22 protein-coding genes and 3 pseudogenes are annotated in these 22015 nt (G+C 54.4%); 18 read left to right on the forward strand and 7 right to left on the reverse strand.

The features are described 5' to 3' along the window. Positions 1-248 precede the first annotated feature (248 nt). On the forward strand, positions 249-1217 hold the full coding sequence (locus tag J3P96_RS16560; RefSeq protein WP_434652419.1) for a hypothetical protein: 969 nt from the start codon (positions 249-251) through the stop codon (positions 1215-1217). Positions 1218-2335: 1118 nt separating this feature from the next. Continuing rightward, a complete protein-coding gene (locus J3P96_RS16565; protein ID WP_434652421.1) occupies positions 2336-2797 on the forward strand; it encodes a hypothetical protein in 462 nt (153 codons plus the stop codon). Positions 2798-3906: 1109 nt separating this feature from the next. Here the strand turns inward: J3P96_RS16565 and J3P96_RS16570 are convergent. Next, complete coding sequence (locus J3P96_RS16570) at positions 3907-4842, reverse strand: LysR family transcriptional regulator (protein WP_434652423.1); 936 nt, start codon at positions 4840-4842, stop codon at positions 3907-3909. A 950-nt stretch (positions 4843-5792) separates the two neighbouring features. Here J3P96_RS16570 and J3P96_RS16575 point away from each other — a divergent pair. From J3P96_RS16575 to J3P96_RS16605, 7 genes and pseudogenes are all read left to right on the forward strand, one after another. Further along, a complete protein-coding gene (locus J3P96_RS16575) occupies positions 5793-6434 on the forward strand; it encodes a hydrolase (RefSeq protein WP_434652425.1) in 642 nt (213 codons plus the stop codon). 201 nt (positions 6435-6635) lie between these two features. Beyond that, positions 6636-8384 carry a monovalent cation:proton antiporter-2 (CPA2) family protein gene (locus J3P96_RS16580; RefSeq protein WP_434652427.1) on the forward strand — a complete coding sequence of 583 codons (1749 nt, stop codon included), beginning with the start codon at positions 6636-6638 and terminating at the stop codon, positions 8382-8384. A gap of 149 nt (positions 8385-8533) precedes the next feature. Beyond that, a complete protein-coding gene (locus tag J3P96_RS16585; RefSeq protein ID WP_434652429.1) occupies positions 8534-9112 on the forward strand; it encodes a nuclear transport factor 2 family protein in 579 nt (192 codons plus the stop codon). A gap of 45 nt (positions 9113-9157) precedes the next feature. Continuing rightward, positions 9158-9774: pseudogene (locus tag J3P96_RS16590) on the forward strand (transposase); the annotation flags it as partial. A gap of 440 nt (positions 9775-10214) precedes the next feature. Continuing rightward, positions 10215-10607, forward strand: a complete 393-nt coding sequence (locus J3P96_RS16595; protein ID WP_434652431.1) for a hypothetical protein — start codon at positions 10215-10217, stop codon at positions 10605-10607. Between the two features lie 186 nt (positions 10608-10793). Further along, a complete protein-coding gene (locus tag J3P96_RS16600) occupies positions 10794-11093 on the forward strand; it encodes a MafI family immunity protein (protein WP_434652433.1) in 300 nt (99 codons plus the stop codon). Between the two features lie 40 nt (positions 11094-11133). Continuing rightward, entirely contained in the window at positions 11134-11697 is a 564-nt protein-coding gene (locus J3P96_RS16605) for a MaoC/PaaZ C-terminal domain-containing protein (RefSeq protein ID WP_434652435.1), read from the forward strand. On the opposite strand, the gene J3P96_RS16610 is transcribed toward J3P96_RS16605, so the two are convergent. From J3P96_RS16610 to J3P96_RS16620, 3 genes are all read right to left on the reverse strand, one after another. Continuing rightward, positions 11644-11829 carry a hypothetical protein gene (locus J3P96_RS16610; protein WP_434652319.1) on the reverse strand — a complete coding sequence of 62 codons (186 nt, stop codon included), beginning with the start codon at positions 11827-11829 and terminating at the stop codon, positions 11644-11646. The genes J3P96_RS16605 and J3P96_RS16610 overlap by 54 nt on opposite strands. A 168-nt stretch (positions 11830-11997) precedes the next feature. Next, positions 11998-12357 carry a hypothetical protein gene (locus J3P96_RS16615; RefSeq protein WP_434652437.1) on the reverse strand — a complete coding sequence of 120 codons (360 nt, stop codon included), beginning with the start codon at positions 12355-12357 and terminating at the stop codon, positions 11998-12000. A gap of 242 nt (positions 12358-12599) precedes the next feature. Next, positions 12600-13166 (reverse strand): DUF6630 family protein, encoded by a 567-nt coding sequence (locus J3P96_RS16620; protein ID WP_434652439.1) that lies wholly within the window; start codon positions 13164-13166, stop codon positions 12600-12602. Positions 13167-13698: 532 nt separating this feature from the next. Between J3P96_RS16620 and J3P96_RS16625 the strand changes: the two are divergent. The 5 genes and pseudogenes from J3P96_RS16625 to J3P96_RS16645 all read left to right on the forward strand — a co-directional run bounded on the left by J3P96_RS16625 (position 13699) and on the right by J3P96_RS16645 (position 17508). Beyond that, a pseudogene (locus J3P96_RS16625) lies at positions 13699-14501 on the forward strand (GNAT family N-acetyltransferase). 191 nt (positions 14502-14692) lie between these two features. Next, the gene (tnpA, locus tag J3P96_RS16630; protein WP_259110206.1) at positions 14693-15025 is read left to right on the forward strand and encodes an IS66-like element accessory protein TnpA; all 333 of its coding nucleotides are present in this window, start codon (positions 14693-14695) and stop codon (positions 15023-15025) included. Beyond that, a complete protein-coding gene (gene tnpB / locus J3P96_RS16635; protein WP_434652441.1) occupies positions 15022-15357 on the forward strand; it encodes an IS66 family insertion sequence element accessory protein TnpB in 336 nt (111 codons plus the stop codon). The genes tnpA and tnpB overlap by 4 nt, the downstream gene beginning before the upstream one ends. Before the next feature lie 90 nt (positions 15358-15447). Beyond that, a complete protein-coding gene (tnpC, locus tag J3P96_RS16640) occupies positions 15448-16947 on the forward strand; it encodes an IS66 family transposase (RefSeq protein WP_434658221.1) in 1500 nt (499 codons plus the stop codon). A 54-nt stretch (positions 16948-17001) separates the two neighbouring features. Further along, positions 17002-17508, forward strand: a complete 507-nt coding sequence (locus tag J3P96_RS16645) for a GNAT family N-acetyltransferase (RefSeq protein WP_081782130.1) — start codon at positions 17002-17004, stop codon at positions 17506-17508. Positions 17509-17695: 187 nt separating this feature from the next. Here the strand turns inward: J3P96_RS16645 and J3P96_RS16650 are convergent, their stop codons facing one another. Further along, positions 17696-18652, reverse strand: a complete 957-nt coding sequence (locus J3P96_RS16650) for a GlxA family transcriptional regulator (protein ID WP_434652444.1) — start codon at positions 18650-18652, stop codon at positions 17696-17698. Between the two features lie 123 nt (positions 18653-18775). On the opposite strand from J3P96_RS16650, the gene J3P96_RS16655 reads away from it, so the two are divergent. Further along, entirely contained in the window at positions 18776-19099 is a 324-nt protein-coding gene (locus J3P96_RS16655) for a DUF3817 domain-containing protein (RefSeq protein ID WP_434652446.1), read from the forward strand. 4 nt (positions 19100-19103) lie between these two features. Further along, complete coding sequence (locus tag J3P96_RS16660) at positions 19104-19532, forward strand: CopD family protein (RefSeq protein ID WP_434652448.1); 429 nt, start codon at positions 19104-19106, stop codon at positions 19530-19532. Positions 19533-19539: 7 nt separating this feature from the next. Here the strand turns inward: J3P96_RS16660 and J3P96_RS16665 are convergent, their stop codons facing one another. Further along, positions 19540-20718: a hypothetical protein gene (locus J3P96_RS16665; protein ID WP_434658368.1), complete on the reverse strand. Its 1179-nt coding sequence runs from the start codon at positions 20716-20718 to the stop codon at positions 19540-19542. A gap of 65 nt (positions 20719-20783) precedes the next feature. Between J3P96_RS16665 and J3P96_RS16670 the strand changes: the two genes are divergently transcribed. Beyond that, entirely contained in the window at positions 20784-20936 is a 153-nt protein-coding gene (locus J3P96_RS16670) for a hypothetical protein (protein WP_434652450.1), read from the forward strand. Positions 20937-21434: 498 nt separating this feature from the next. Then, positions 21435-21650, forward strand: coding sequence for a hypothetical protein (locus J3P96_RS16675; protein ID WP_434652452.1), 216 nt, complete (start codon positions 21435-21437; stop codon positions 21648-21650). Between the two features lie 40 nt (positions 21651-21690). Here the strand turns inward: J3P96_RS16675 and J3P96_RS16680 are convergent. After that, positions 21691-21849 (reverse strand): annotated as a pseudogene (locus J3P96_RS16680) (transposase); the annotation flags it as partial. Positions 21850-22015: the final 166 nt, after the last annotated feature.

The raw sequence follows: 22015 nt of genomic DNA on the forward strand, positions 1-22015 counted from the left end.
TGTCGCCGTTTCTCAACGATTTTCGGCCCATCGTGAAGGGCTACAATCGGCCAGGAGCGGATATACGTTTTTCCGCCTGCCGTGAGGGCTGCATTACAGATTCACCCAGAACGGCCAGGCCCAAATTAACATGTAGGCCTGCTTCCGCGCGTGACTCAAAAAAACTCTCCGATTCCGCTGACCAGATGGTGTTTTACGTCTTCACAAGGGTACTGTGAGCGGGATTTTCACTCGCTGAAGGAAAGGATATGAGAGTAGGGATTGCTGCGGCATTGATGAGTGCCACGATCGCTGTCTACGCAGACGATTTGAAGTCGTTCAAGTTCGACACCGCACCAACGGCTGTTCAGGCAAGTGCTCAGCCGAGCTGCGGCTTTGAAAGCTTCAAGGCCCCAGCAGGACTAACAGTCTATGCGGCGGGCGGCTATTCCGGGCGTGAGGTGCCCTTTCAGATTGACCAGAGCGGCCATCAGGCCACCCAGTTCGACATTGCTGTCAACAGCCCTGACAAACCTGTGGCGTTAATACTCGGCGCCTATGAGCCGACGGTGTGGAATATCGGCTGGACTCAGGGCACTAACATCGTCGCTGTCTACGTGTCTGGCTATCACCGCCAGGCAGTGGCCGGACTCGATTCCAAGATACCCATTCTCAACAGCAGCCACGACAACAAAGGAGCATGCGGTTCTTCCTACGTGACCGCAGAAGCTAACGAATACCTGAATCCCTTATCCCGAAAATTGTTCGGTCAGCCCGTGACAATGGTTTATCCCGGCGACCCATCAGGCAAGATTTCGGTTGGTTTGCCGTTAGGCGCGGACGCGAGGCTCGTCACGTCTTCAACGGTGAGCCCCGAGTCCCTGCGCGATAAACAGGCGCCGTTGGCCGGCCAGGCGGGCATCGACGTAGCAGTGAAAAACGGCTCGCTACGGGCTGCCACAAGTGCTGATGCTCAGGCTTGGATTGATGCCAAGGTAGCGAGTAGCCCCAGGCGCGATGTTCCTCCCGTAGCCGGAGCAGTTGCTACACGCCCGTCGCCGAGCGTTTACAAGGTCTACGTGATATTGAAAGCCTTCACCTTCCCGGCCGGATTGTACGGCGGCAACGCGGTCACGTTTTACGTACCCAAGGGCGTCCCCCTACCGAGCGGCCAACCGGGCCATTCCGCAGTCTATGATTTCAATTCGCTGCGTTGCGAGGGCGCAATGTGTCGGTAGAATTGAGTCTTGCAGACGTTTACCTGGCTAATGGGTCTTAACCGAATGCTTGGCGATGAACCGCAAACGCCTGACGCCTCAAACCTGTAGGCGTGCGGCAACATGTCCTGCACGTATCGGGCAGTAGTAACTGCCCGATCTCATTCGATTATTGAGTTAACAGACTCAATCGCCTTACTCAGATAGTCAGTGAGATGTAAGCATCCAGCAAGTCACTAGTTCGATCCAAGTTATAGAGATAATGGTGTCAGATCAGGGCGAGATATCGTCTCTCAAGCAACGGAGCCAGGATGGTGTGTCGCTCGAATGGGTGCAAAGGTGTAGGCGACCAAGCCGATGACCAGCCGTCTAAATGCTGCCTGTACGAAAGGGTGCAATCGACCCAAAGCCGACACCAGTTGCTGGAAGCAGTCGGCGCAAAGCGGCTTCAGATCAACAATGGGATCTCAGCTTCTGTGATTCTCACCTACAAGCCGCATAGAATTTCGCGTCTCATCTGGAGAGCAATTGCTGCGAAGCCCTTTCCAGTGCCACGCTTGCGGGGCGCATAGTCTTGATTAGCAGAAACATCCTCCCATTGAATCACCGACTCCACGTACCTATGAGCGCTATCGGTTTCAATTTCAAACTCTATGAACCGCTCTGTGTGAGTGAGCAAAAGACCATAAAGGCTTGGCATTCCGAGAAAGTCGACTTCAAGGTCGATTACGACGGTTTCTGACCATCTAATGCCTTTCGACTCGCCATAGTTTTTTAAGGCGAGGGGAATCCCTCTTGCCAACCAAGCTTTGGCGGTTACCATGAGTCTGTGGGGCCACAAGAGCATTTTGCTCTTGCACGTTCAGTTGCCGCTTTTTTAAAAGACGGTCAATGTCCACTTCAATCTCCTCAAAAATCGTCGCTTCCAGAATGACGATGCCCTATCAAACGCGCAACGACTCAGGCGATTCCCATCTCCACGCTGCTACCCGGTCCGCACGGGGCGTAGCGACGTTCCGATGTCTTTAGCGAAAGACGTCTTTCGACCCCTAAACGGTCTTTCGCTTTTGACAGTCTGAAAGTTTATGTAATCTCGCGAAATCCGTTCGCAAATTCGTTGTAATACCCGGGATACCTTTATGCAGACTGCTCAAACCAGGCTACTCGCGCTTGCACTGATAGAGATCAGGACGTTGCTTGCAGATTATCTGGGCAGTGATGTAGATGCTCCAATGAGCGTCCGTGTTGCGGCCCATATGGCCTGTGCACTCCACAATGAGGCGGAGGCTACATACAGCAATGCTGACTTTCAACTCGACTGTGCGACTCGGAAAATAGCCGCAATTGATCAGATTCTTGGTGTTTCGGATGGAGCAGCATTGTTGGCAGATTTGACGTCGAAGACAAAATCAACCCGGATGACGCCCAACCTGGATGACCGCTTCTGGCCGATTTCTGCCTGTGGCAAAGGACAGAAAACGACCCAACGTGACGTTCACGATAGTCATCAATCGGAAAAAAGTGGACTTCGGATCTGCCTAAAACCAAGTTCTGGGCTAGGTGAATCTGGTGCGAAGTACCCCACCTCAGCATCACCGTAGATGGCTCTTTTGAAAGTCTCAGGTGCTTCCTAGTCGAATCCGGGAGGCTAATGTGCATTCCTCGGTGTAGGCCCTATACAGGCTGAAATGTTCTCCTACTGAGGACCATGTGTTCGCATCAACCCAGGCGACGCGACGAGCTCGGCTTAGTAGGTTGGCTGCCGTTATGGCCAACCAGAGATCTTCAATGAAAACGCTCTATTATTCGCCCGGCGCTTGCTCGCTGTCGGTACACATGATGCTTGAATGGCTCAAGGAACCTTATCGAGCTGTTCGTGTGGACTACGGCTCCCGCGAGTACCAAAAGATTAATCCCGCCGGATAAGTGCCAGCTTTGGACGCCGGTGACGGCACGTTGCTGACGCAATGCTCAGCAATCCTCGCGTATTTGGCACACACCTAATGGCACTGGCTGACGACGAGACGCCGCTCGCACAGGCCCATCTAGGGCGCTGGTCGTCGTTCCTCACGGGTGATGTCCATCCCGCTTTTTTCCCCATTTTCATGCCCCAGCGCTACAAAAAGCGAACGATGAGAGCTCACTCGCATAAGTGCGAGCAGCTGGTTCCATGCTTGTGCGAAAGCGTCTCGATTCACTCGAAGCGCATCTCCTCGGGTGAACGTGCATCGTTGGAAACAGCCGAACCTATATCGACGCTTGTTCGGTACCGATGATTCGCTGGGCATCGACCGTGCGGCCAGGCGGTTTGGCCGACTGGCTCGCGGTGAAGGCCCATCATGATCGAATGCTCGCAGATGTCGGGGCCCAACGAGCGATGCGCGATGAAGAGTTAATTTAGACTGAAGTAGCCGCGGCCACCGCGCAAACCATTTGCTCGCGCTCAGCGTGCTCAGGACTCACGCGTCGCGTTGGATCGTGAGCATAATTTCAGGCGTCTAGGCTACGGGAATCAATGGATGGCTGGAATATTCCCTTAAAAAAACCGGCGCGTGCCGATGAGGGTGGGAACAACAGCAGATATCGGGAGAAGATATCCATCACTGATGCGTATCTGGTCGTGCCACTATGAGAAACCGTTTCTTTATTACTTAAATCTGAGTGAAGAAGCGCTACGGCCATCTTGATCGTCGCATTGACGGCGCTGCGGCTATCTAAATGTCTGACCAGCGTTTTTAGTGCCAATCAGGCCTCGATCCCAAAACGGCTCACCTCCAAACGTCTCGACGAGAAAGTCGATGAATGCCCGAGCCCGCGCGCTTTGGTTACGCCTCGATGGATGCACTGCATACATTGCCATCGGTGGTCTCATATGCTGAGCGAGAACGACCGAAAGCTCTCCACGCCGAACCGCCTCGTGGGCAATGAAGGTGGGAAGTACCGCCACACCGAGGCCTGCGACGGCCGCTTCCCGAATGGCATCGCCGTTAGCGAAATCAAGCCGACTGGTAACTGAAGGCACAACGTCGCCGGTGAACTTCCAATAATGAGCTTCCTCGACGTTCGAGTAGGTTACCCCTGGAAAGCGAGAAAGCTCTTCAGGCCGTTGTGGGGTGCCGAGACGCTCAAGTAGCGCCGGACTGGCGACGCAAACATGCCGGACAGTAACGAGCCGCCGCGCCACAAGCGAGGAGTCTGGAAGATGCGCGATGCGGATGGCGAGATCGAAACCATTGCGTATGAGGTCGACCGTCCGATCATCGGTGTCGATAGAGAGCGAGACGGCAGGATGGCGTTCCAGGAATCGACCTACTGCTGGGGCTAGGCAATGCGAGGTGAACGAGACCGGGGCTGCAATGCGAATGCGCCCCCGCAAATCCTTACTTGCGCTCGATGCCGCTTCCTCTGCTTCTTCGAGTCCCGCCAAAAGCTCGACGGCCCGATCATGGAACTCACGTCCTGCTTCTGTGAGCTCGACTCGGCGAGTCGTTCGGTCAAAAAGCCTCGCACCAAGTCTGTCCTCGAGATCTCGAACTCGACGACTTACCGCTGACTTGACCACTCCTAGGCGGTCCGCGCCCGCAGCAAATCCGCCGGCAGAGACGACGGCAACAAACGCTCGCATATCTTCAAATCGGTCGGCCATTTATGAATTCTGAAGGCCGGTTGATCGTTAATCAAGCTAACAGTAAGTGTGGATGCCGATAACTGGTGACATGTGCCGCGGGGTCAGACGGCAGCTCGTAAGGGAGGCTCCCTTGAAGAGCAGTCCGGCGGCTGTCAGTTCGAGCTCATTTCCGGGCCCTTCGCCGAATAAGGTATGTGCTCCAAGAGAGAACAGTGAGTGCTCGCGATGGTAGTGTCTCGAGAACCAAAACTGACGTAGTTTGGCGGCAGTTTTGGGGAGGCTGACCGCGGAGAAAAATACGACAGCCAGGATTCAGCGGTTGCTCGTCAGTGCGCAGTCAGCGTCGCCTCTAGAGAAGCAAGCCTCATTCAAGGGAAATGTCATGCCAAATTCAAGTGTCGCCGTGAGCGTCGCCTCTCGACTCGCCCAAGCTGGGGCTGTGGCTTACGTTATTTGGGCGCTGCTTCACCTCCATGCCGCTTGGTCTGTCTACCAGCTAGGCCAGTCGATGGCTGAAGGAATGCCAAGAGGTCGCGTACTGCAGGACGCTTGGAATCTTCTGTGGCTTTCAATCATCGCGCTCATCGTCGCAGTCTTTCTGAATTGGCGTAACGACATTCGCGGGTGGTGGATAAACCTTGTGGTCATTAGTGTGGTCGACTTGGGCTTCATCTTTTACGTGCTAATTCCAGGCTACGTTCCAATGTGGCCCGGCCTAGCGGGCCCACTGTTCTGGACTCTGGGGCTCACACTGTCGAGCCTGGGGCTACGCCGAGCAGTGGGCGCCGTGTGATGCCTCATTTTACCTAATCGCGACATCTTAGCCGCTCGGGCCCGAACACGGCCCGACGATTAAAGAGCAAATATGCTTTAAGCCGTTCGATATGTGTATGTCGATCTGGACCGAATTCGCCTGAAGAAATTCGGCACGAGCTGTTTTTCCATTTCAACCAACCAGGATAGCATCCATGACAAGCGAAACGATCCGTAACCCACATACCGACCATCTCATCACTCCCGAGAACTCAGCTCTTCTTATAATTGATTATCAGCCGATTCAGGTCTCCTCAATTCGCTCGATGCCGCGCGAAGAGCTGGTCTTCAACATCACAAGCCTTGCAAAGGCTGCAATGAACTATGGCGTTCCGGTCATTCATACGACGGTGAACGTCTCGTCCGGCCTTAACAAGCCACCGATCCAGCAATTGCAGGACGTCCTCGGTCACCTGCCGACCTACGACCGCACTACAGTTAATGCCTGGGAAGATGTCGAATTCAAACAGGCGGTCAAAGCGCTCGGGCGCCGCAAACTGATCGTTACCGCCCTGTGGACGGAAGTGTGCTTAGCGTTCCCTGCGCTTGACGCGCTGCTGGAAGGCTATGAGGTATACGTCCCCGTGGACGCAGTCGGCGGTACCTCGGTCGCGGCCCACGAGGCTGGTCTCCGACGCATTGAGCAAGCTGGCGGCAAGATGACCAGCCGCGTTCAGTTGTACTGCGAATTCCAACGCGATTGGGCTCGTAAGGAAACCGTCCCGGGCTTCATGGAAGTTTTCCAAAGCTATGACGGTTTCAACCCGGAGAAGGCCGCCGCTGAGGTCGCCAACTAAGCACGGTCTTACGCTCGGATGGACAGTAGCGGCGGCACGAGCCGCCGCCGCTACCTAGCGACGAGGATATCTGGGCACGTTTTTTCCATCACGTTGGGGCCCACCCCAACGCGGGCCTGGATGACGAAATTTGCCGAGACAGGTCGACGCCTTCGACTGTCGCGCAAATGGCCTGAATTAAGTTTGGCGAGGAGAAAACCAATGATGGAATCGGAAGCCGCGCATCACGGTCTTAGCCTAGCTACTCCGCTTGTTTTCTTGGGTGCGGCGGTTCTCGCCGTTCCGATCTCCCGCTTGTTCAATCTGGGAGCCGTAATTGGGTACCTGGCGGCCGGTATAGCGGTAGGGCCATCAGGACTCGGTCTGATCGAAGATCCCGCTTCCGTGTTGACGCTGGCCGAATTAGGTGTCGTGCTGCTCCTCTTCATAATCGGCCTCGAACTGAAGCCCAGCCGGTTATGGGCGATGCGTCGAGACATCGCCGGCCTTGGGCTGTGCCAGGTGCTTTTATGTGGTGCTGTATTGGCCGGGCTCGCCATGCTCGCTGGCCTTAGCTGGCAGGCAGCTCTTATCGCTGGGGCGGGCATGGGTTTGTCTTCGACGGCGTTTGCGGTTCCGCTAATGGAGGATCGCAACGAACTGGCTTCATCCTATGGGCAGCGTGCGTTTTCCATTCTACTTTTGCAAGATCTGGCGATCGTTCCACTGCTCGCTTTAGTCACTGTGCTCTCGCCTGTAACCGCCGAGGCTGGCGTCACGTCCGAGTGGCTCGCAGGCGTCACCATGGTAGCCGCAGTAGCGGCAGTAGTTGTAGTGGGCAAGTACGCCCTAAATCCAGTATTCAAAATGCTGGCGAAAACGGGGTCGGGCGAGATCATGACCGCCTCCGCCTTGCTAGTGGTCCTTGGTGCCGCGGCAATAATGCAAATTGCGGGACTCTCGATGGCAATGGGCGCGTTCCTTGCTGGCGTCTTGCTTGCGGAGTCTCGCTTTCGACACGAACTCGAAGCCAACATCGAGCCTTTCCGTGGGCTTCTTCTTGGTCTCTTCTTTATAGCCGTTGGCATGGGGATCGATCTTAGGTTGGTGACCGCTAATACAGCTGTCATTGCGAGCGCAGTACTGACGCTCATGATTGTAAAGACCGTTCTGATAGTCGGACTGGCACGATTGACTGGGTCGGACTGGCGAGATGCCCTAAAGATAGGCTCCGTCTTGTCGCAGGGCGGTGAATTCGCCTTCGTACTTTTCGCAGCCGCCGCCGCGAGTCTCATCATCCCGTCGGACATTGCAGCGATCCTGATAGCAGTAGTTACCTTCTCATTGGCGCTCACGCCCTTGGTGTTCGGACTTGCTAACCGTTTTACGAAGCCCTCCGCCACCGCGAGCCAAACGACGAACTTTCCCGCCGCTACCGGTAATGCTTTGGTCATCGGTTTTGGCCGGTTCGGGCAGGTCGTATCCCAGATCCTTATGATCCGGGGCGTACACCTAACGATGATTGATTATCGTGTCGAAGCCATTAATGCTGCTGAACGCTATGGCATGAAGATCTATTACGGTGACGGCACCAGGCTCGACATTTTGAAAGCCGCAGGCGCAAGCCGGACTGAGCTCATTTGCGTCTGCGTTGATGACACCGAAGCGACGTTAAAAATAGTCGATTTCTGTCGCGAGCATTTTCCAATGGCCAAGTTAATGGTTCGTTCGGTCGACCGCGGCCACAGCCTCGTTCTGGCAGGGCGCGATGTGGATTATCAAATTCGCGAAACCTTTGAGTCCGCCGTGAAGCTAGGCGAGCGTGCGCTAGCGGCACTGGGTACGTCCGACCTCGCTGTTGAAGATTTGATAATTGATTTCCGTCAACGCGACGAGGAGCGCTTCGAGCGCCAGCTTGTGGAAGGAGTTTACGCGGGCGCAGACCTCCTCAAAATCCAAGTCGGAGGCTGAACTAGTTCGTGCTACATGAGCTATCAGAAATAGAATAATACCGGTGTAAATTGCCTTTAATTCTCAATTTTTCTTTTATCCGCTCGCCACCATATGTTGGCCGGGGCTCGACTCAACGCATTCAAACGATAGTTAAATGGAGAAAGCGCATGACCATGTCCAAATCCAAGTTGGTATCTGCAGCAACTACGCTAGCCGCATGCATTTTGACTGCTAACCCTGTGGCAGCACAGTCGATTAGCGAAGCGCAGTCTGCTGCTTCACTCTCAGTTGTCATGGAATTCCTGGCCAATACTGCGCCCGATAAAGTCGAAGCCGCAGCGCAGAGGCTGGCGGCTCCAGACGCAACCTATGTTTCGCTCAACTTCGACAATCCGGAACTTAAAGAAATCCTGCCTTGGACCGGCACAAATAAAGGTCCAAATGCCTTTAGTTCGTTATTCATGCAAGTCTCGGACTACTGGAAGATCGAAGACTTCACAATCTCTACCAAAATTGCCTCCGGCGAGGATGTTGCAATTTTCGGTAAGTTCACCTACCGATCTGTGGCGGTCGGCAAGGTGTTTACATCACCGTTTTCCGTCCACGCCAAGGTTCGTGACGGGAAGATGACTTATTTTCAGTTCATGGAAGATACCTATGCGTCTGCCAGTTCGTTCCGCCAGACTGGTTCGTGGACCGTGAAGACATCAACGCGTGCAGCCTCCGCTACGGTCGGGGCAAATTGACAACCCCTATCGCGAGGATTGAGCCCGTGCCGGCAGGATTGGCAGAGAGATCTACTCAGCTCGATGGCCAAGCAGGCCCGCGAGGCGATGGCATCAGATACGTTGTCGGTAGTGGCTGACCGAGGTTACTTCAAAAGCGAACAAATCCTAGCTTGTCACGATGCAGGCATCACCGCCTATGTGCCCAAGCCGATGACCTCTGGAGCCAAGGCAGACGGGCGTTTCAATAACGATGCCTTCATCTATGACACGGTAAAAAACGAATACATTTGTCCCGCTGGGGAGGCGTTGATCTGGCGCTTTTCCAGCGTTGAAAAAGGCCTGAAGTTGCACCGTTACTGGAGTTCTAATTGCCAGGGATGCGTGCTGAATCGGAGTGCACACCTAGCAAGCAACGGCGAGTTCGGCGATGGGAGCATGAAGCCGTATTGGAGGAAATGGAGAACAGGCTGAGCAACGCGCCGGAGATGATGCGAGTCCGCAAGCGTACGGTCGAGCATCCCTTCGGGACACTCAAACAATGGACGGGCGCTACACATTTCCTGACACGAACGCTGAACGGAGTAAGTGCGGAGATGAGCTTGAACGTCCTCGCCTACAACTTGAAACGAGTCATGAAAATTCTCGGTACCAGCGGTTTAATGAAGGCGCTGTCGGCCTGAAGAGGTCTGTATTTTGGCCACCCAGCAAGGTAGATGCGGCGCTAGGGGCTCCCAGACCCTCGTGATGATCCGCAGGACTTGTTGTGAGCAATTACTCCAGCTAACAACCGTCAGCGCTGCGCGCCGACAGTGCATCAGCGCGTTTTGACACACTCTGGGCCGATTGCTGCCCGTCACTAGCGGCAGAATCGGCCAAATTGCTGCCCCACAAGAGAATCCCTACGCTTGAAAAAAACGGTCGGGCCGGCATGAGCAAAGGGCACTGGACGCCTTTCCACCGATACTTCTCGAGGCGATGCGTTTTACCTGCGCTGCGGCTTCATGCGAACAGAAGATGTCCATGCCACCCACATCAAGGAGCTGCTCAACCCCTGACCCGCCGGCTTTCGGCCGAGAGCAGACGTTCGAACCTAAGGTATGCGATGAAGAGAAAAACAAGAATGACTGCACCACTGACCAGTAACGCAACAACCCAGCCTGGACCTGGCTGGACGTTTGACCCTGATCGCATGATCCGAATAGCCGATTGTCATTCGATCATCGAAGTTCTTCGCCACATCAAACACGGTGGGCCGGAATGGGCGCATCGTAACGTCCACATTTGCTTTCCCGGCCCATCAAATGCTTGGGCTCTGGTGCACCCGCTTCAGAATGCCAGTGCCCCGTACTTTGACTTCATGTATACCCACAAAGAGCCGCCTCAGGAAGCGCTGTCCGCAGTGCTAGGGAAGTATCCACAGTGTTCCGTCATCGACTGGTCGCCCGGACGCTTGGCCTGCATCGAAGCTCAGGAGTGGATGTTGAGACGCTCGCTGAAATTATCCGGGATCTAGCTGAAGCTGCTTGGGAGGAGCACATCACGTTCGTCGATGCTTCGTACGAGGAAATGGGTAAAGCGTGACCCAAGAGCGGACAGTCGACCTTAGCTGTCCAAGCGCGTGCGCAAAGAACAAGTCTTGGGCAACAATTGACCAGACGGGAACGGAACGCAGGTCACCATAATCGAAGGAATGTTTGTTATGACCCACCTTGACAACGACTTGAGGGCCGATTTCGTTGAGGCACTTGAGGAAGTCTCGACGCTGATGTCCATTGCATACGAACAGCTCGGCCCTGTAACGGAAGGCCATGCATTAGCTCAGGCAGGTTTAGAGAATGGTGGTGAAATCGTTCTGGATTATGTCGATCACAACGAGGCTGGAGTAGCGTTCGAACACCTGCTTTACATGATTAACGAACCACCGCTCGTTGTTTCTGAAAAATGCATAAAAATTTTAGCTCGGATCGCAAAGTCCTTGAAGATGCCATTCACGAGATGACAAAAATTAACCCACCTGAAGGTCAGCTTCGGGTCGATTGTTGCCGGTCCCGAAATACCGGAACCAACCCGAAGGTAGTATTTGGACGGCTAGGCAATCCGTACCTATTACATCGGAAGAGATCATTGCCTTTGCTGCAGAATACGATCCTCTCGATATCCATATAGATCCTGACCTCGCCCGTTCGAGTCCGCTTGGCGTGCATTGTGCCAGCGGAGTGCAAACCTTCGGTATCTCGCAGCGGTTGATGTGTGAAGCCTTGCTGCTTCAAACAAATGTCGTGGCGGGTGGGAAGATCGATAGCTTCAGGATGGTTGCTCCAGTGGTGCCTGGAGACACGCTCAAGCTATCAGCTCAAGTCGTTCGATCATTTATCCACGCGTCAAATCATGAACGAGGCTGGGCGGTGTTTAAAATCGATGTCACTACGTATGCCGGAAAAACCGTTCTTGTTTACGAAATGACAGTATTGATAATGCGCAGGGCGACCGTGATTGAGATGGGTCGGAAGATTAGAAATGCAGCGTCTGCCCCAATTACAGACATCGATTCACGGGCCACTGGAATAGATGAGCACAGCTATGAATGCGACGAATGGAGATAGCAAAATCAGTCCACCGACGACAACTGCCCAGCCCCAGGCAAAACCACTCTCACCCTTGAAGCGGCCGCCACTCAGCAAACCCAGCACAAAAACACCAATGCGATGAGCTATCAAGTCGATAACGAAGTCCATTGCCCCTTTCTCCTTGTCGGTTTTCCTAGGAACGTCAGAACGTCCTCTTCTAGCCGATATCTGCCTGTTTCAAGTGCTGTAACCGACTCGACAGTGTAGCCGTCAGAATCAGTAGCGAAGCCTGGGCTCGCGCCGTATTCGCCACTGAGAGCCTTCGTGTTTTTCTGGCTACCACGCCAAAATGGGAAATATATCGCGCCGCGTACTTACAACATAAGACTCCAATCCATTTTTCTCAGGAAAAATTTTCAAGATCATTTTCGCACTGAAAGTGATGGTTAACACCCCAAAACCATCCATAGAAAAAGTTTTCACGTCGATGTTTAAAAAGTCAAAAAGCAAAGGGCTTGTATTAGCGTCTTCACCATGCCCCCACTTGCAGATTCCATTGATATCACTGGTAAATGGGCACTGAATTAAGACGCTAGCTATATCACCAAAAAGCAGGATCTGCGAGCCGATTCCGACAGTTACACCCGTCAGCGTGGAAGGAACCATTTCGGCCAAATCTGAATCACTTATCATCATGCCGTACTCTGTCCAAACCGGTGGATATAGAAGACATAAGTCTGAATCGACTCTCAATTTGCATGCAGATCTTATATCCGTTTTTATGGCTTCCATTCATTCGACCGCCCGATTGTTGCGGAGGAGGCTCGGGCGAGCTTCTGCTTCTGGACGAAAACCGACGCTCGCATTTGCTTGCCAAGAAGCGAAGCAGCGCGAATCAAGCTATCCAACACAAGCACCTGCTGCTCTCTGTGTGGACATCAAAAAGCCTTAAGCGCTGCTTCAATCCCGGCCTTTCGTGCCATTCCGATCATGTCGTCGACCTCATCGCCGTCAACGATACAGCCCACGTGTTCGTCGCCTCCTGTGTTTATGTGCAAATAGCGTTTGCCATGGCCCGTAAGCCAGAGATCGAAATTTCCAAGTACCTGTTCGAGGGTCAGTGTAGGGTCTGTCCGGTAGGCAAAAGGCTCTCGAATCCCGCTGGCCGTGACCAAATGCGGTGCGAGGTATTCAAACCCATCGTGTCCCTTCCAGTCGACGGCCAGCAGGGCCAGATGCTCAATGGACTGCCCCTTTTCCATATCGAGCACGCCGTCGGTCAACGCAACGGGTGGCTCTTCGCCCTGTCCATAACAGCGCATCACACGCCTGACAAGACGTGCCCGTTCCTTTTCAGGCATACGTACCAGAAGGCGCTGGGTGAATGCCTTGAGTTCGGCGCGAAAGGGATGCAGCTCGCGCATGATCGCGGCATCGCTCAACGGCGGTTCAGAGGGCGGCGGTTGATGAAAGCGGCCACCAAAAAGACGATTCAGAATCCCCAACGTCTATCTCCTCGTGAATGAACTCGAATGATATTTTCAGCGTGCAGCAGCATTGTGCTGACAGCGATCACTGCGGCGCGCTCTTGCGGGAGCAGAATCAAGAACACGAGGATTATCTTTCACCCTCAGGTGATTACGCGAGTATGTGGACCGTACACTGGGCCTCACCCTTCCAACACCCGCATCGTATCTGGTTCAGTAATCACGAGTATGGACGCCTAGCAATCCACCGATCCGTTCTGAAACAGGCTTAAGCAGGTCATGACTGAACAGGCCATGTTCGCGAAGTATCGCTTATACCCTGCGGGGTGGTCTCGTGGCCGAGCGAGCGGTGCAGGTGTGCCCTTTAGTGGGGACCGGTCAAATTGTCTCGTTCTGAATGGCCGCCTCTGCCGATTGCAGCCTGTCACGAAGGGCGGTAATCGACCCGAAGCAGCAGTGGAACTGAGCCAGGCACTGGTACGTACCTGCACGCAAGCGTATTGTTCGACGTGCTTCACCTCTCTTGGAGTTTTTAGAAAGGATGACGAACATGGATGTTGAGCTTGCTCATAAGATTGAGGCCGCAGAAAGCGAGTATCTACGTTCGCGCGTTGAGAGCTTGGCAGAGATAAGCGGAAATCCCTATGGCGCGCGTGTTTTTTTTTCAACGCGGACTTTACGTGTTTTCAGGTGAACGCATCGCCAAGCCCAATGTTCAACCGCATTTATGGTGACATCACCAGCAATCCCTTGGCAGTATTAAATCTGCTCAATGAGTCAGCGGAGCGACAGACTGTAATTCCTCTTATTGGGAAATCTTCGGCGTTGGAGCAGTACGTTGTTGTGGGCGAAGCACGGCTTGAGCGTTTGAGGGGCTGGACTCATTTGCAATTAGCTTGTGCCATTGAAAAGGTGGTTTTGAGTCGTCACTCATTTGAAATTGAAGAGGTCACGTCGAAGACTCTGGATCTATTCGCAGAAGTGCATGCGGGTAGCTTTCATACCAAGCCGGAGCATCGGCTTCTGAATCAGGCTTCCTTTGTAGGGCCGGTGCCTGACGGACGTCTGAAAATCTACGTATTGAAAGCGGAAGGGACAGTGGTAGCAGGGGCTTCGATGTACCTGGCCAGCAATGGCGTTGCCTACCTTGGAACGGCCGCAACACGAAAGGATGCCCGGGGCCACGGCTACCACCGAGCGCTGATTTCTCAACGAATAGAACAAGCAAAGAAGCATGGCTATCATTGGATCGCTGCGACCGCGCTGGCCAGCTCCCAGAGCCGCCGAAATCTGGAGCGTGCCGGGTTAACGGCATCCCATGCCCAAGCACTGTACCGCCTGACAGACAGCTGAGATATACGGCTGAGGGTGACCGTCCGCTTCTGGCCGATAGCTGCCAGAGTCAGAGGCTTCTTAGCTGCACGATGTGAGTAGCATGAGCGTAAGCGTCCGGCCAAGTCATCTACCCAGCCCCGCAAAGCCAGGACATGGTGTGCACTTAAATTTAAGTGGGCACCACTTCTAGCCTTTTAAGCGGGTATTTCATGCAGCCAAAACGCCGTTCCTATTCCAAGTCCTTCAAAGCCCAGGTCATTCAAGAGTGTGCCCAGCCCGGCGCTTCGATTGCCAGCATCGCGCTCAGCCATAGCCTCAATGCAAACCTCGTCCACAAATGGATTCGCCTGCAAACGCAGAACAGCACGGCGCTGCAACCTGCATTTATTCCATTACCTATGCCGTTGGCCGGAGCAGGTTCGCACGCAGCGTCATCGAATATCTGCGTTGAGATCGAGCATCCACGCGGCACCGTTAAAATAAACTGGCCAACTGAAAGTGCTGCTGTCTGCGCGACCTTTCTTCGAGACCTGTTGCGATGATCCGCATCGACGCCATCTGGCTCGCCACCGAGCCCATGGATATGCGTGCTGGTACCGAGACCGCGCTGGCCAGAGTCATTACGGTATTTGGTGCGGCGAAGCCGCACTGCGCTTATCTATTTGCCAATCGACGGGCCAATCGGATGAAAGTGTTGGTGCACGATGGAATTGGTGTCTGGTTGGCGGCACGCCGGTTGAACCAGGGCAAGTTTCAATGGCCAGGTATTCGACAAGGTAGCGAGCTGGAACTGGATACCGAGCAACTTCAGGCCTTAATACTTGGTTTGCCGTGGCAGCGCGTGGGCGCTGGTGGCGCAATCACGATCCTTTAAAAAGGCTGTAATTAACGTCTGGGTCTGCTGCCGTAGGCGGTCTGCTTTAGTAAAATCCACCGCACGACTTCCTTGCCCAACCTCGACCAAATGCCCCCCGACCAACTACGCGCCCTCGCTGCGCAGTTGATGTCGAAGGTCGACACCATGGGCAGGAAGATCCATCGCGATCAAACCATCATCGAACAGCTGACTCACGAGATCGCGATCCTCAAGCGGCACAGGTTTGCCAAGCGCAGCGAGCAGATCAGCCCTGAGCAAGGCAGCTTGCTCGACGATCTACTTAACACTGATCTTGAGGCTATCGACGCTGAGCTGACGGCACTCCAGCCGGCTCCGGCTCCAGAAGAGGTGCGCCAAAAACCAAAGCGTGCACCGCTGCCGCCGCAGTTTCCACGCATCGTCATTCATCACGAACCAGAAAACACTCAGTGCACTTGCGGTTGCAAGCTTCAGCGCATCGGCGAGGACGTCAGCGAGAAGCTGGATTACACGCCAGGCGTGTTCACCGTCGAGCAACATGTACGTGGAAAATGGGCCTGCCGTCAGTGCGAAACACTTATCCAGGCGCCGGTACCGGCCCAAGTGATCGACAAGGGCATTCCGACTGCAGGTCTACTGGCTCATGTGATGGTGGCGAAGTTCGCTGATCATTTGCCACTGTATAGGCAGGAGAAAGTCTTCGGGCGCGCCGGTTTAGCGATACCGCGCTCCACACTGGCTCAATGGGTTGGGCAAACCGGTGTACAGCTTCAGCCGCTGGTTGATGCCTTGCGAGAAGCTGTTCTGGCGCAGCAAGTTGTCCACGCCGATGAGACGCCGGTGCAGATGCTTGCGCCCGGACAGAAGAAAACGCACCGCGCTTATGTCTGGGCTTACTGCACCACACCGTTTTCGGCGCTCAAGGCTGTGGTCTATGACTTCAGTCCGAGCCGCGCCGGTGAGCATGCGCGTAACTTCCTCGGCTCGTGGAACGGCAAGCTGGTGTGCGATGACTTTGCTGGCTACAAAGCTGGCTTCGAAAAAGGCATGACCGAAGTCGGCTGCATGGCTCACGCCCGTCGCAAGTTTTTCGATCTGCACGTGGCAAATAAAAGCCAGCTGGCTGAACAGGCGCTGCACTCGATTGGCGGCTTGTACGAAGTTGAACGCCAAGCGCGAGACATGAGTGATGAGGATCGCTGGCGAATACGACAAGAAAAAGCAGCACCATTGGCGAAAGCACTGCACGAGTGGATGTTGACCCAGCGCGATCTTGTGCCCAACGGATCAGCGACGGCCCAAACCTTGGATTACAGCCTTAAACGCTGGGTAGCGCTGACGCGCTACCTTGATGACGGAGCTGTGCCAATCGACAATAATCCGGTCGAGAATCAGATCCGGCCGTGGGCACTTGGGCGTTCGAACTGGTTGTTTGCGGGATCGCTACGCAGCGGCAAACGGGCGGCGGCGATCATGAGCTTGATCCAATCTGCGCGCATGAATGGGCATGATCCGTATGCGTATCTCAAAGATGTGCTGACGCGCCTGCCGACGCAACAGGCGAGCGAGATTGAGCTACTGCTGCCGCATCAGTGGGTATCTGGCTGAGTCATGTGAGGTAAGCGGAATACTCGTCCAGCGATCTTAATGAGAGAAGAAAGCATGCATAGCTACCAACTCCGGCTTAGTGGCATAGATGATGTTGCAGATTTATGCCGTATCTCGGCTCAAGCACGTCTGCGTTACAAGGCCATTCCAAATCTCGCCCATATTGCTGAAACACCCGCACTGCCCCCAGCGAGATTTGAAGCCTGTCGGGTCGTAGTGGCGCTCGATAGCGAAAGCCAGAAAATAATGGGCTTTGCGGCAATGCGACCACTGGACGGGCTTTTATATTTAGACAATATTTCCGTCGACCCGGATGCTTCAGGGAGTGGGATTGGAGCAAAGCTTCTCACGGCAGTTATAGAGCATGCTGAAAGCAGTGGGGTTCAAGCAGTGACCTTAACAACTTTTCATGAGCCTCCTTGGAATGGCCCTTGGTTCCGCAAACATGGCTTCCGTACGATGCCCAGTGAACACATAGCTGAGGGCTTGAGACAGGTTATGGATCGTCAATGGCTGACCTTGGACGCCACAACTCGTGAAACATTGTGGCGTGTCCTATGATTGCTGGATCAACAAGAAAATTGGGCATTACCACCTAACCTAGGGTGTCTTTGCCATTCGCTTACGGATGTGCAGGTATTCAATCGTGGCGCGACACCTGAAGATACAGAGGAGCTGAACCCGGCTTTTCGCAACCGAGTGTTTTGCTGATCTGCAGAGTCGCTTCCGCGGTTCAACGATGGAAGCTTTAAGGAGCCGCTCTAAAAGCACCGCGGTACGCTGACGGGTTTGTGCCGACAATATGCAAAAAATGCTCTCTCAATGATACGGACGAACCAAATCCAGCTTCTGCCGCAACACGCTCAATTGGCAAATCCGTCGCTTCGAGCAGGCACTGTGCATGCTTGACGCGTGCTTGTATAACCCATTTAAGCGGGCTGACTCCGAGTTGCTCCTGAAATCGCCGGTTGAGCGTCCTCACGCTCACGGCGGCGAACGCCGCGATGTCGCCCACAGTGATCGTTCCGCCCAGCCGACCTTCAATCCATTGTAAAACAGCAGATAGGCTCGCGTGTGAGGTGGGAATGCTCCTGACGATAAACTGGGCCTGCCCGCCGGAGCGTTCCAGCGGAACGACAGCAAGCCGAGCTACGTTGCCGGCGACTGTCGCGCCATGGTCCCGCTTGACCATGTGTAGGCACAAATCCATGCCGGCTGCCGCACCTGCAGAGGTCAGTACGTGGCCGTTGTCCGTGAATAATACATTCGGATTGACGTCAATCAGCGGATACAGGCGTGCCAGCAGGTCGGCGGCCTTCCAATGCGTGGTCGCCCGCAACCCATTCAACACACCGCAGGCGGCCAGAATGAAAGCCCCTGAACAAATCGATGCAATTCGAGCTCCGCGCGCATGGGCCTTACAGATTGCCTCGATGACCGCGTCCGGCACGTGATCAGTCGGATTGGCTAGACCCGGCACGATGACAGTATCCGCACGAAGCACCTCGTCAAGAGACCACGGAGTGTGCAGACCGAGTGAATGGGTAGTTACAAACGGTGAAGTGGCGCAAACCTTCACTTGATATGGGAGGCGGCCGTTATGAAGCTCGACTCGCGAAAACAGCTCACACGGTGTCGTGATGTCGCCGGGCACCACTCCGTCGTAAGCCAGAATCGCGACCTGATGCATCGGCAAACCGCTCATGATCGAATTCCAATGTCTTGCCTGTACTGGCGGGAATCTTTCGAATGTTGGCATTCCGGCCAATGGTACATGTCCAGGGCGTCCCGGACAATTCAAGTCCTCATCCCGGCCTGGAATTGATAGATGCATAACCATGACTTCAATGTTTCTGCAACGCGGCGTCTGCGGTGGATGGCGCTGTTCGAGGGTTCTACCCTCCTCCTGCTGCTGGGTGTGGCGGTGCCTCTGAAACATCTTTTTGGATACCCGCATGCTGTGTCCTGGCTGGGACCAGTACACGGCGTTGCGTTCATCATTTACATATGGCTGACGCTCAATGTGGCTTCAGCGCAAGGCTGGAGCCAGAGTCATCTGTTGCGTGTGGTCACTGCCGCGTTCGTTCCGCTGGGAGGATTCTTCACGGCCCTTTTTCTGCTGCAAAACGCGGCGCCCAAGGAGCGGGAGTGAAACCATGATGTACCTAGCGCTCAAATCAATGCATATTTTTTTTGTTTTACTCTGGATATCGGGCTTGGTGATGCAATCGCTGGTGTTATTGGCCGGCCGCAAGCTGGCAGGCGCCGCATCGCCTCAAGAACTGGCGAGATTGCGTCTCCTGCACAAGTGGGACCGAATCCTTACAACCCCCGCCATGGTGTTAGCGTTCGGAAGTGGCGTAACCATCGCAGCAACAGCCAGTTGGTTTGGCAGCGGATGGTTGTTCGCCAAGATGGGATTGGCGCTGCTGTTGGCCGGCGTACACGGCGCCCAGGCCGGCAAACTGCGTCGGATGGTGAGCATCGAGGGGAAAGGCGCTATCCAGAATGGGAGCAACGCCCTGCCGGTCATCCTAACAGCGCTGCCCATGATCGTTTTTCTGGTTATCTTCAAACCGTTTTGACGAGCCATCAACCAATAGCCCACAAACTCGAATATTGATAGGCCGTCCAGCTGCTACCGTTCCAACGAGTTACCAACTGATTATTGAGCTGCCCATCGCCACGATAGGTGTAGGTGGTACGGGTGCGCTCATTGCCGTTGACGTCCTCTTGGAAGATGCGGTTATTGCGCCCGTCATATTGGGCACTGAAGATCTGACTGGCCTCGCCGAGCAGCGCCCCATAGGAGGTATCGGGGTTAGTCGACAGATTTCGGATCGAAGCGCGCTTGGTGGTGGTGAGCAACGAACCAACGTCATGATAGGTGTAGTTATTCAGCACATATTCGTGACTGGGATAACCAAAGAAATCGATAGTCTTTACATACTCTTCGGCAGATGTCCGTTTACCCACAGCATCGTAGGTACAGACCTTACCCTTGGCTTTGCCGCCAACGACACCGGCGGCTACTTGCCCGCCGCTGTTCCGGAAGCCGTCCTCCACCAGCACCCGCCCTTCCAGATCATATTTAAACCAATTGTCAATCACCGTGCGTATGCCGGCTTGATTGGTGGTATCCAACACGACACGACGCCGATTGCCCAACTCATCATAGCTATAATCAATACGGGCGATTACAGGGCTCGCAAGGTCAATACCGGCAGGCATTCTTACCCCTGCCAGCCTTCCCAACGCATCATATCTGTAGAGTGTTTCATAGTGCGTATCGAAGGTACTCGAGTTCAACTCCACGCTGGAGGAGTTGAATTCACGAACTTTATTCCCCGCCAGATCATATTCCGATCCAGTAGCCGCCCAGTTATCTGTGGGGCCCTCGGTCACCAACTTGGTCAGGCCGTTAGCAAAATACTGGTAGATTTTGTCAGGGCCTCCGACGATCTGCTCTTTTACCACCTCACCAAAAGCATTGTAGGTATAGGTATGTCCGCCCCAATCCATATGCCCGACCAGACGAGAAACATCCCCAGACGAGTATGTCCAGGTCTTGGTGCTTCCCATTCGGGTGCAGGCGCAGAAAAGCACGGCGCTGCAACCCGCATTTATTCCGTTATTCGTTGGCACAGACCCCGAGTGGCCGGCTGCAGCGTCGTTCCGCCCATGGCGAAGACCACCCTGCGCTCTTCGCCGCCCAGTTTGCGTCGTCTCATGCCTGCTGGTTGCGGTCGGCTTGTTGGTCACCGTCGTCATGCCGTCGGAATTCCCATTGATCCCACAGACGTGGGCCGCGCACTGGCCTGACGCAGATGGGCGAAATGAAGATCGCGCTGGCCCAGGAGGCGTCGGCCGATGCAGCACCGCAGCCAGTGCAAAAGACTCCGGTCATGCAGATTGCAGCTGCACCCCTGCAGCTCAACCTGCGCCTCTACCCGCTACCCGCTGCCCAGCCCAGAAGACAGATGAAATGACCGTCACGTTACAACTAGCTGAAGGGACAGAAATCAAACTGGAAATGCTCAAGGACTAAACTGCCAGCTATGAATGGAATGCGTCCGGCGGCCCTGTGAACCACGACACCCATGGCGAACCCTACAACAGAGAAAGGGCCTACTCCAAAGCAAGGCAGGTCAAAGGCTACAAGGACGAATTCACGGCTCATTCTGACGGGTACCCATGGCTGGTTCTGGCGTAATTGCACGATTGGCAACGTACGGAGCACCGCCTCTCTCCACTCGAATTAGCAAAACTATTAGATCATTTCAGAAGCCCGCCATTAAGGGCTCCTATCTCTTCGCCTCTATGGCATAGTGCCTATTCATTGGCCTCATTGCATCACGACAACCAACACGCGCAAAGGACGTTGCGCCTCGCGCGCAGTTGGGTGGTAGCGGTGGACTACCGTTCATCCGTAAGCACCGCAAGAATGATTTTGTAAGTCCACTGTGGAAGGACATTAGGAGACAGATATGAATAATGACGAACGTCTCCACCACAAGGTCATGCGGTACGCGGAAGCAGAAATTCAGGCCATATTATTGGGTCATGGAGCCACACTATTTCGCTATGATCAATTGATGGCGATGCTAAGCGGTTACGTGCATTGCAATATCATCAGCCAATCAGAAGCGGACGAAATAAGAGGCGATGCCAGAGTAGCTTTTGATAACTGCCTGTTTCATTGAAGACTGCGCGAGGACGTTACCGCGGTCGTACGCGCCTAAGCGTCAGCGCTTTACTCTTAGGATTAACGCCGGTGCGCTCCTGCTGAAGCTGGTTAACCCAGCGGCGCAACGCGAGCTAGACCACACCAAGTGAGCGGCTGGCTTCGATATGGCTATCGCCTTGATCGAGCACAATGCCTGCGGCTCGCGTTTGAATCACTGAAAGGAACGACGTTGTTTGGTTACCTGACACCTCTAGCTGGCGAGCATTCTCGCCTAAATGGATGTCCGGAATCATTAGATCGCTACACACAGCCTGTTGCCGGCTTGAGTGCAAGCGTGAGGAACCCGCCTGCTTCGCCATGCAGTGGGAAAATGGTCGTGAT

The sequence above is a fragment of the Pseudomonas sp. R3-56 genome (genome assembly GCF_051132075.1).
Taxonomy (GTDB): Bacteria; Pseudomonadota; Gammaproteobacteria; order Pseudomonadales; family Pseudomonadaceae; genus Aquipseudomonas.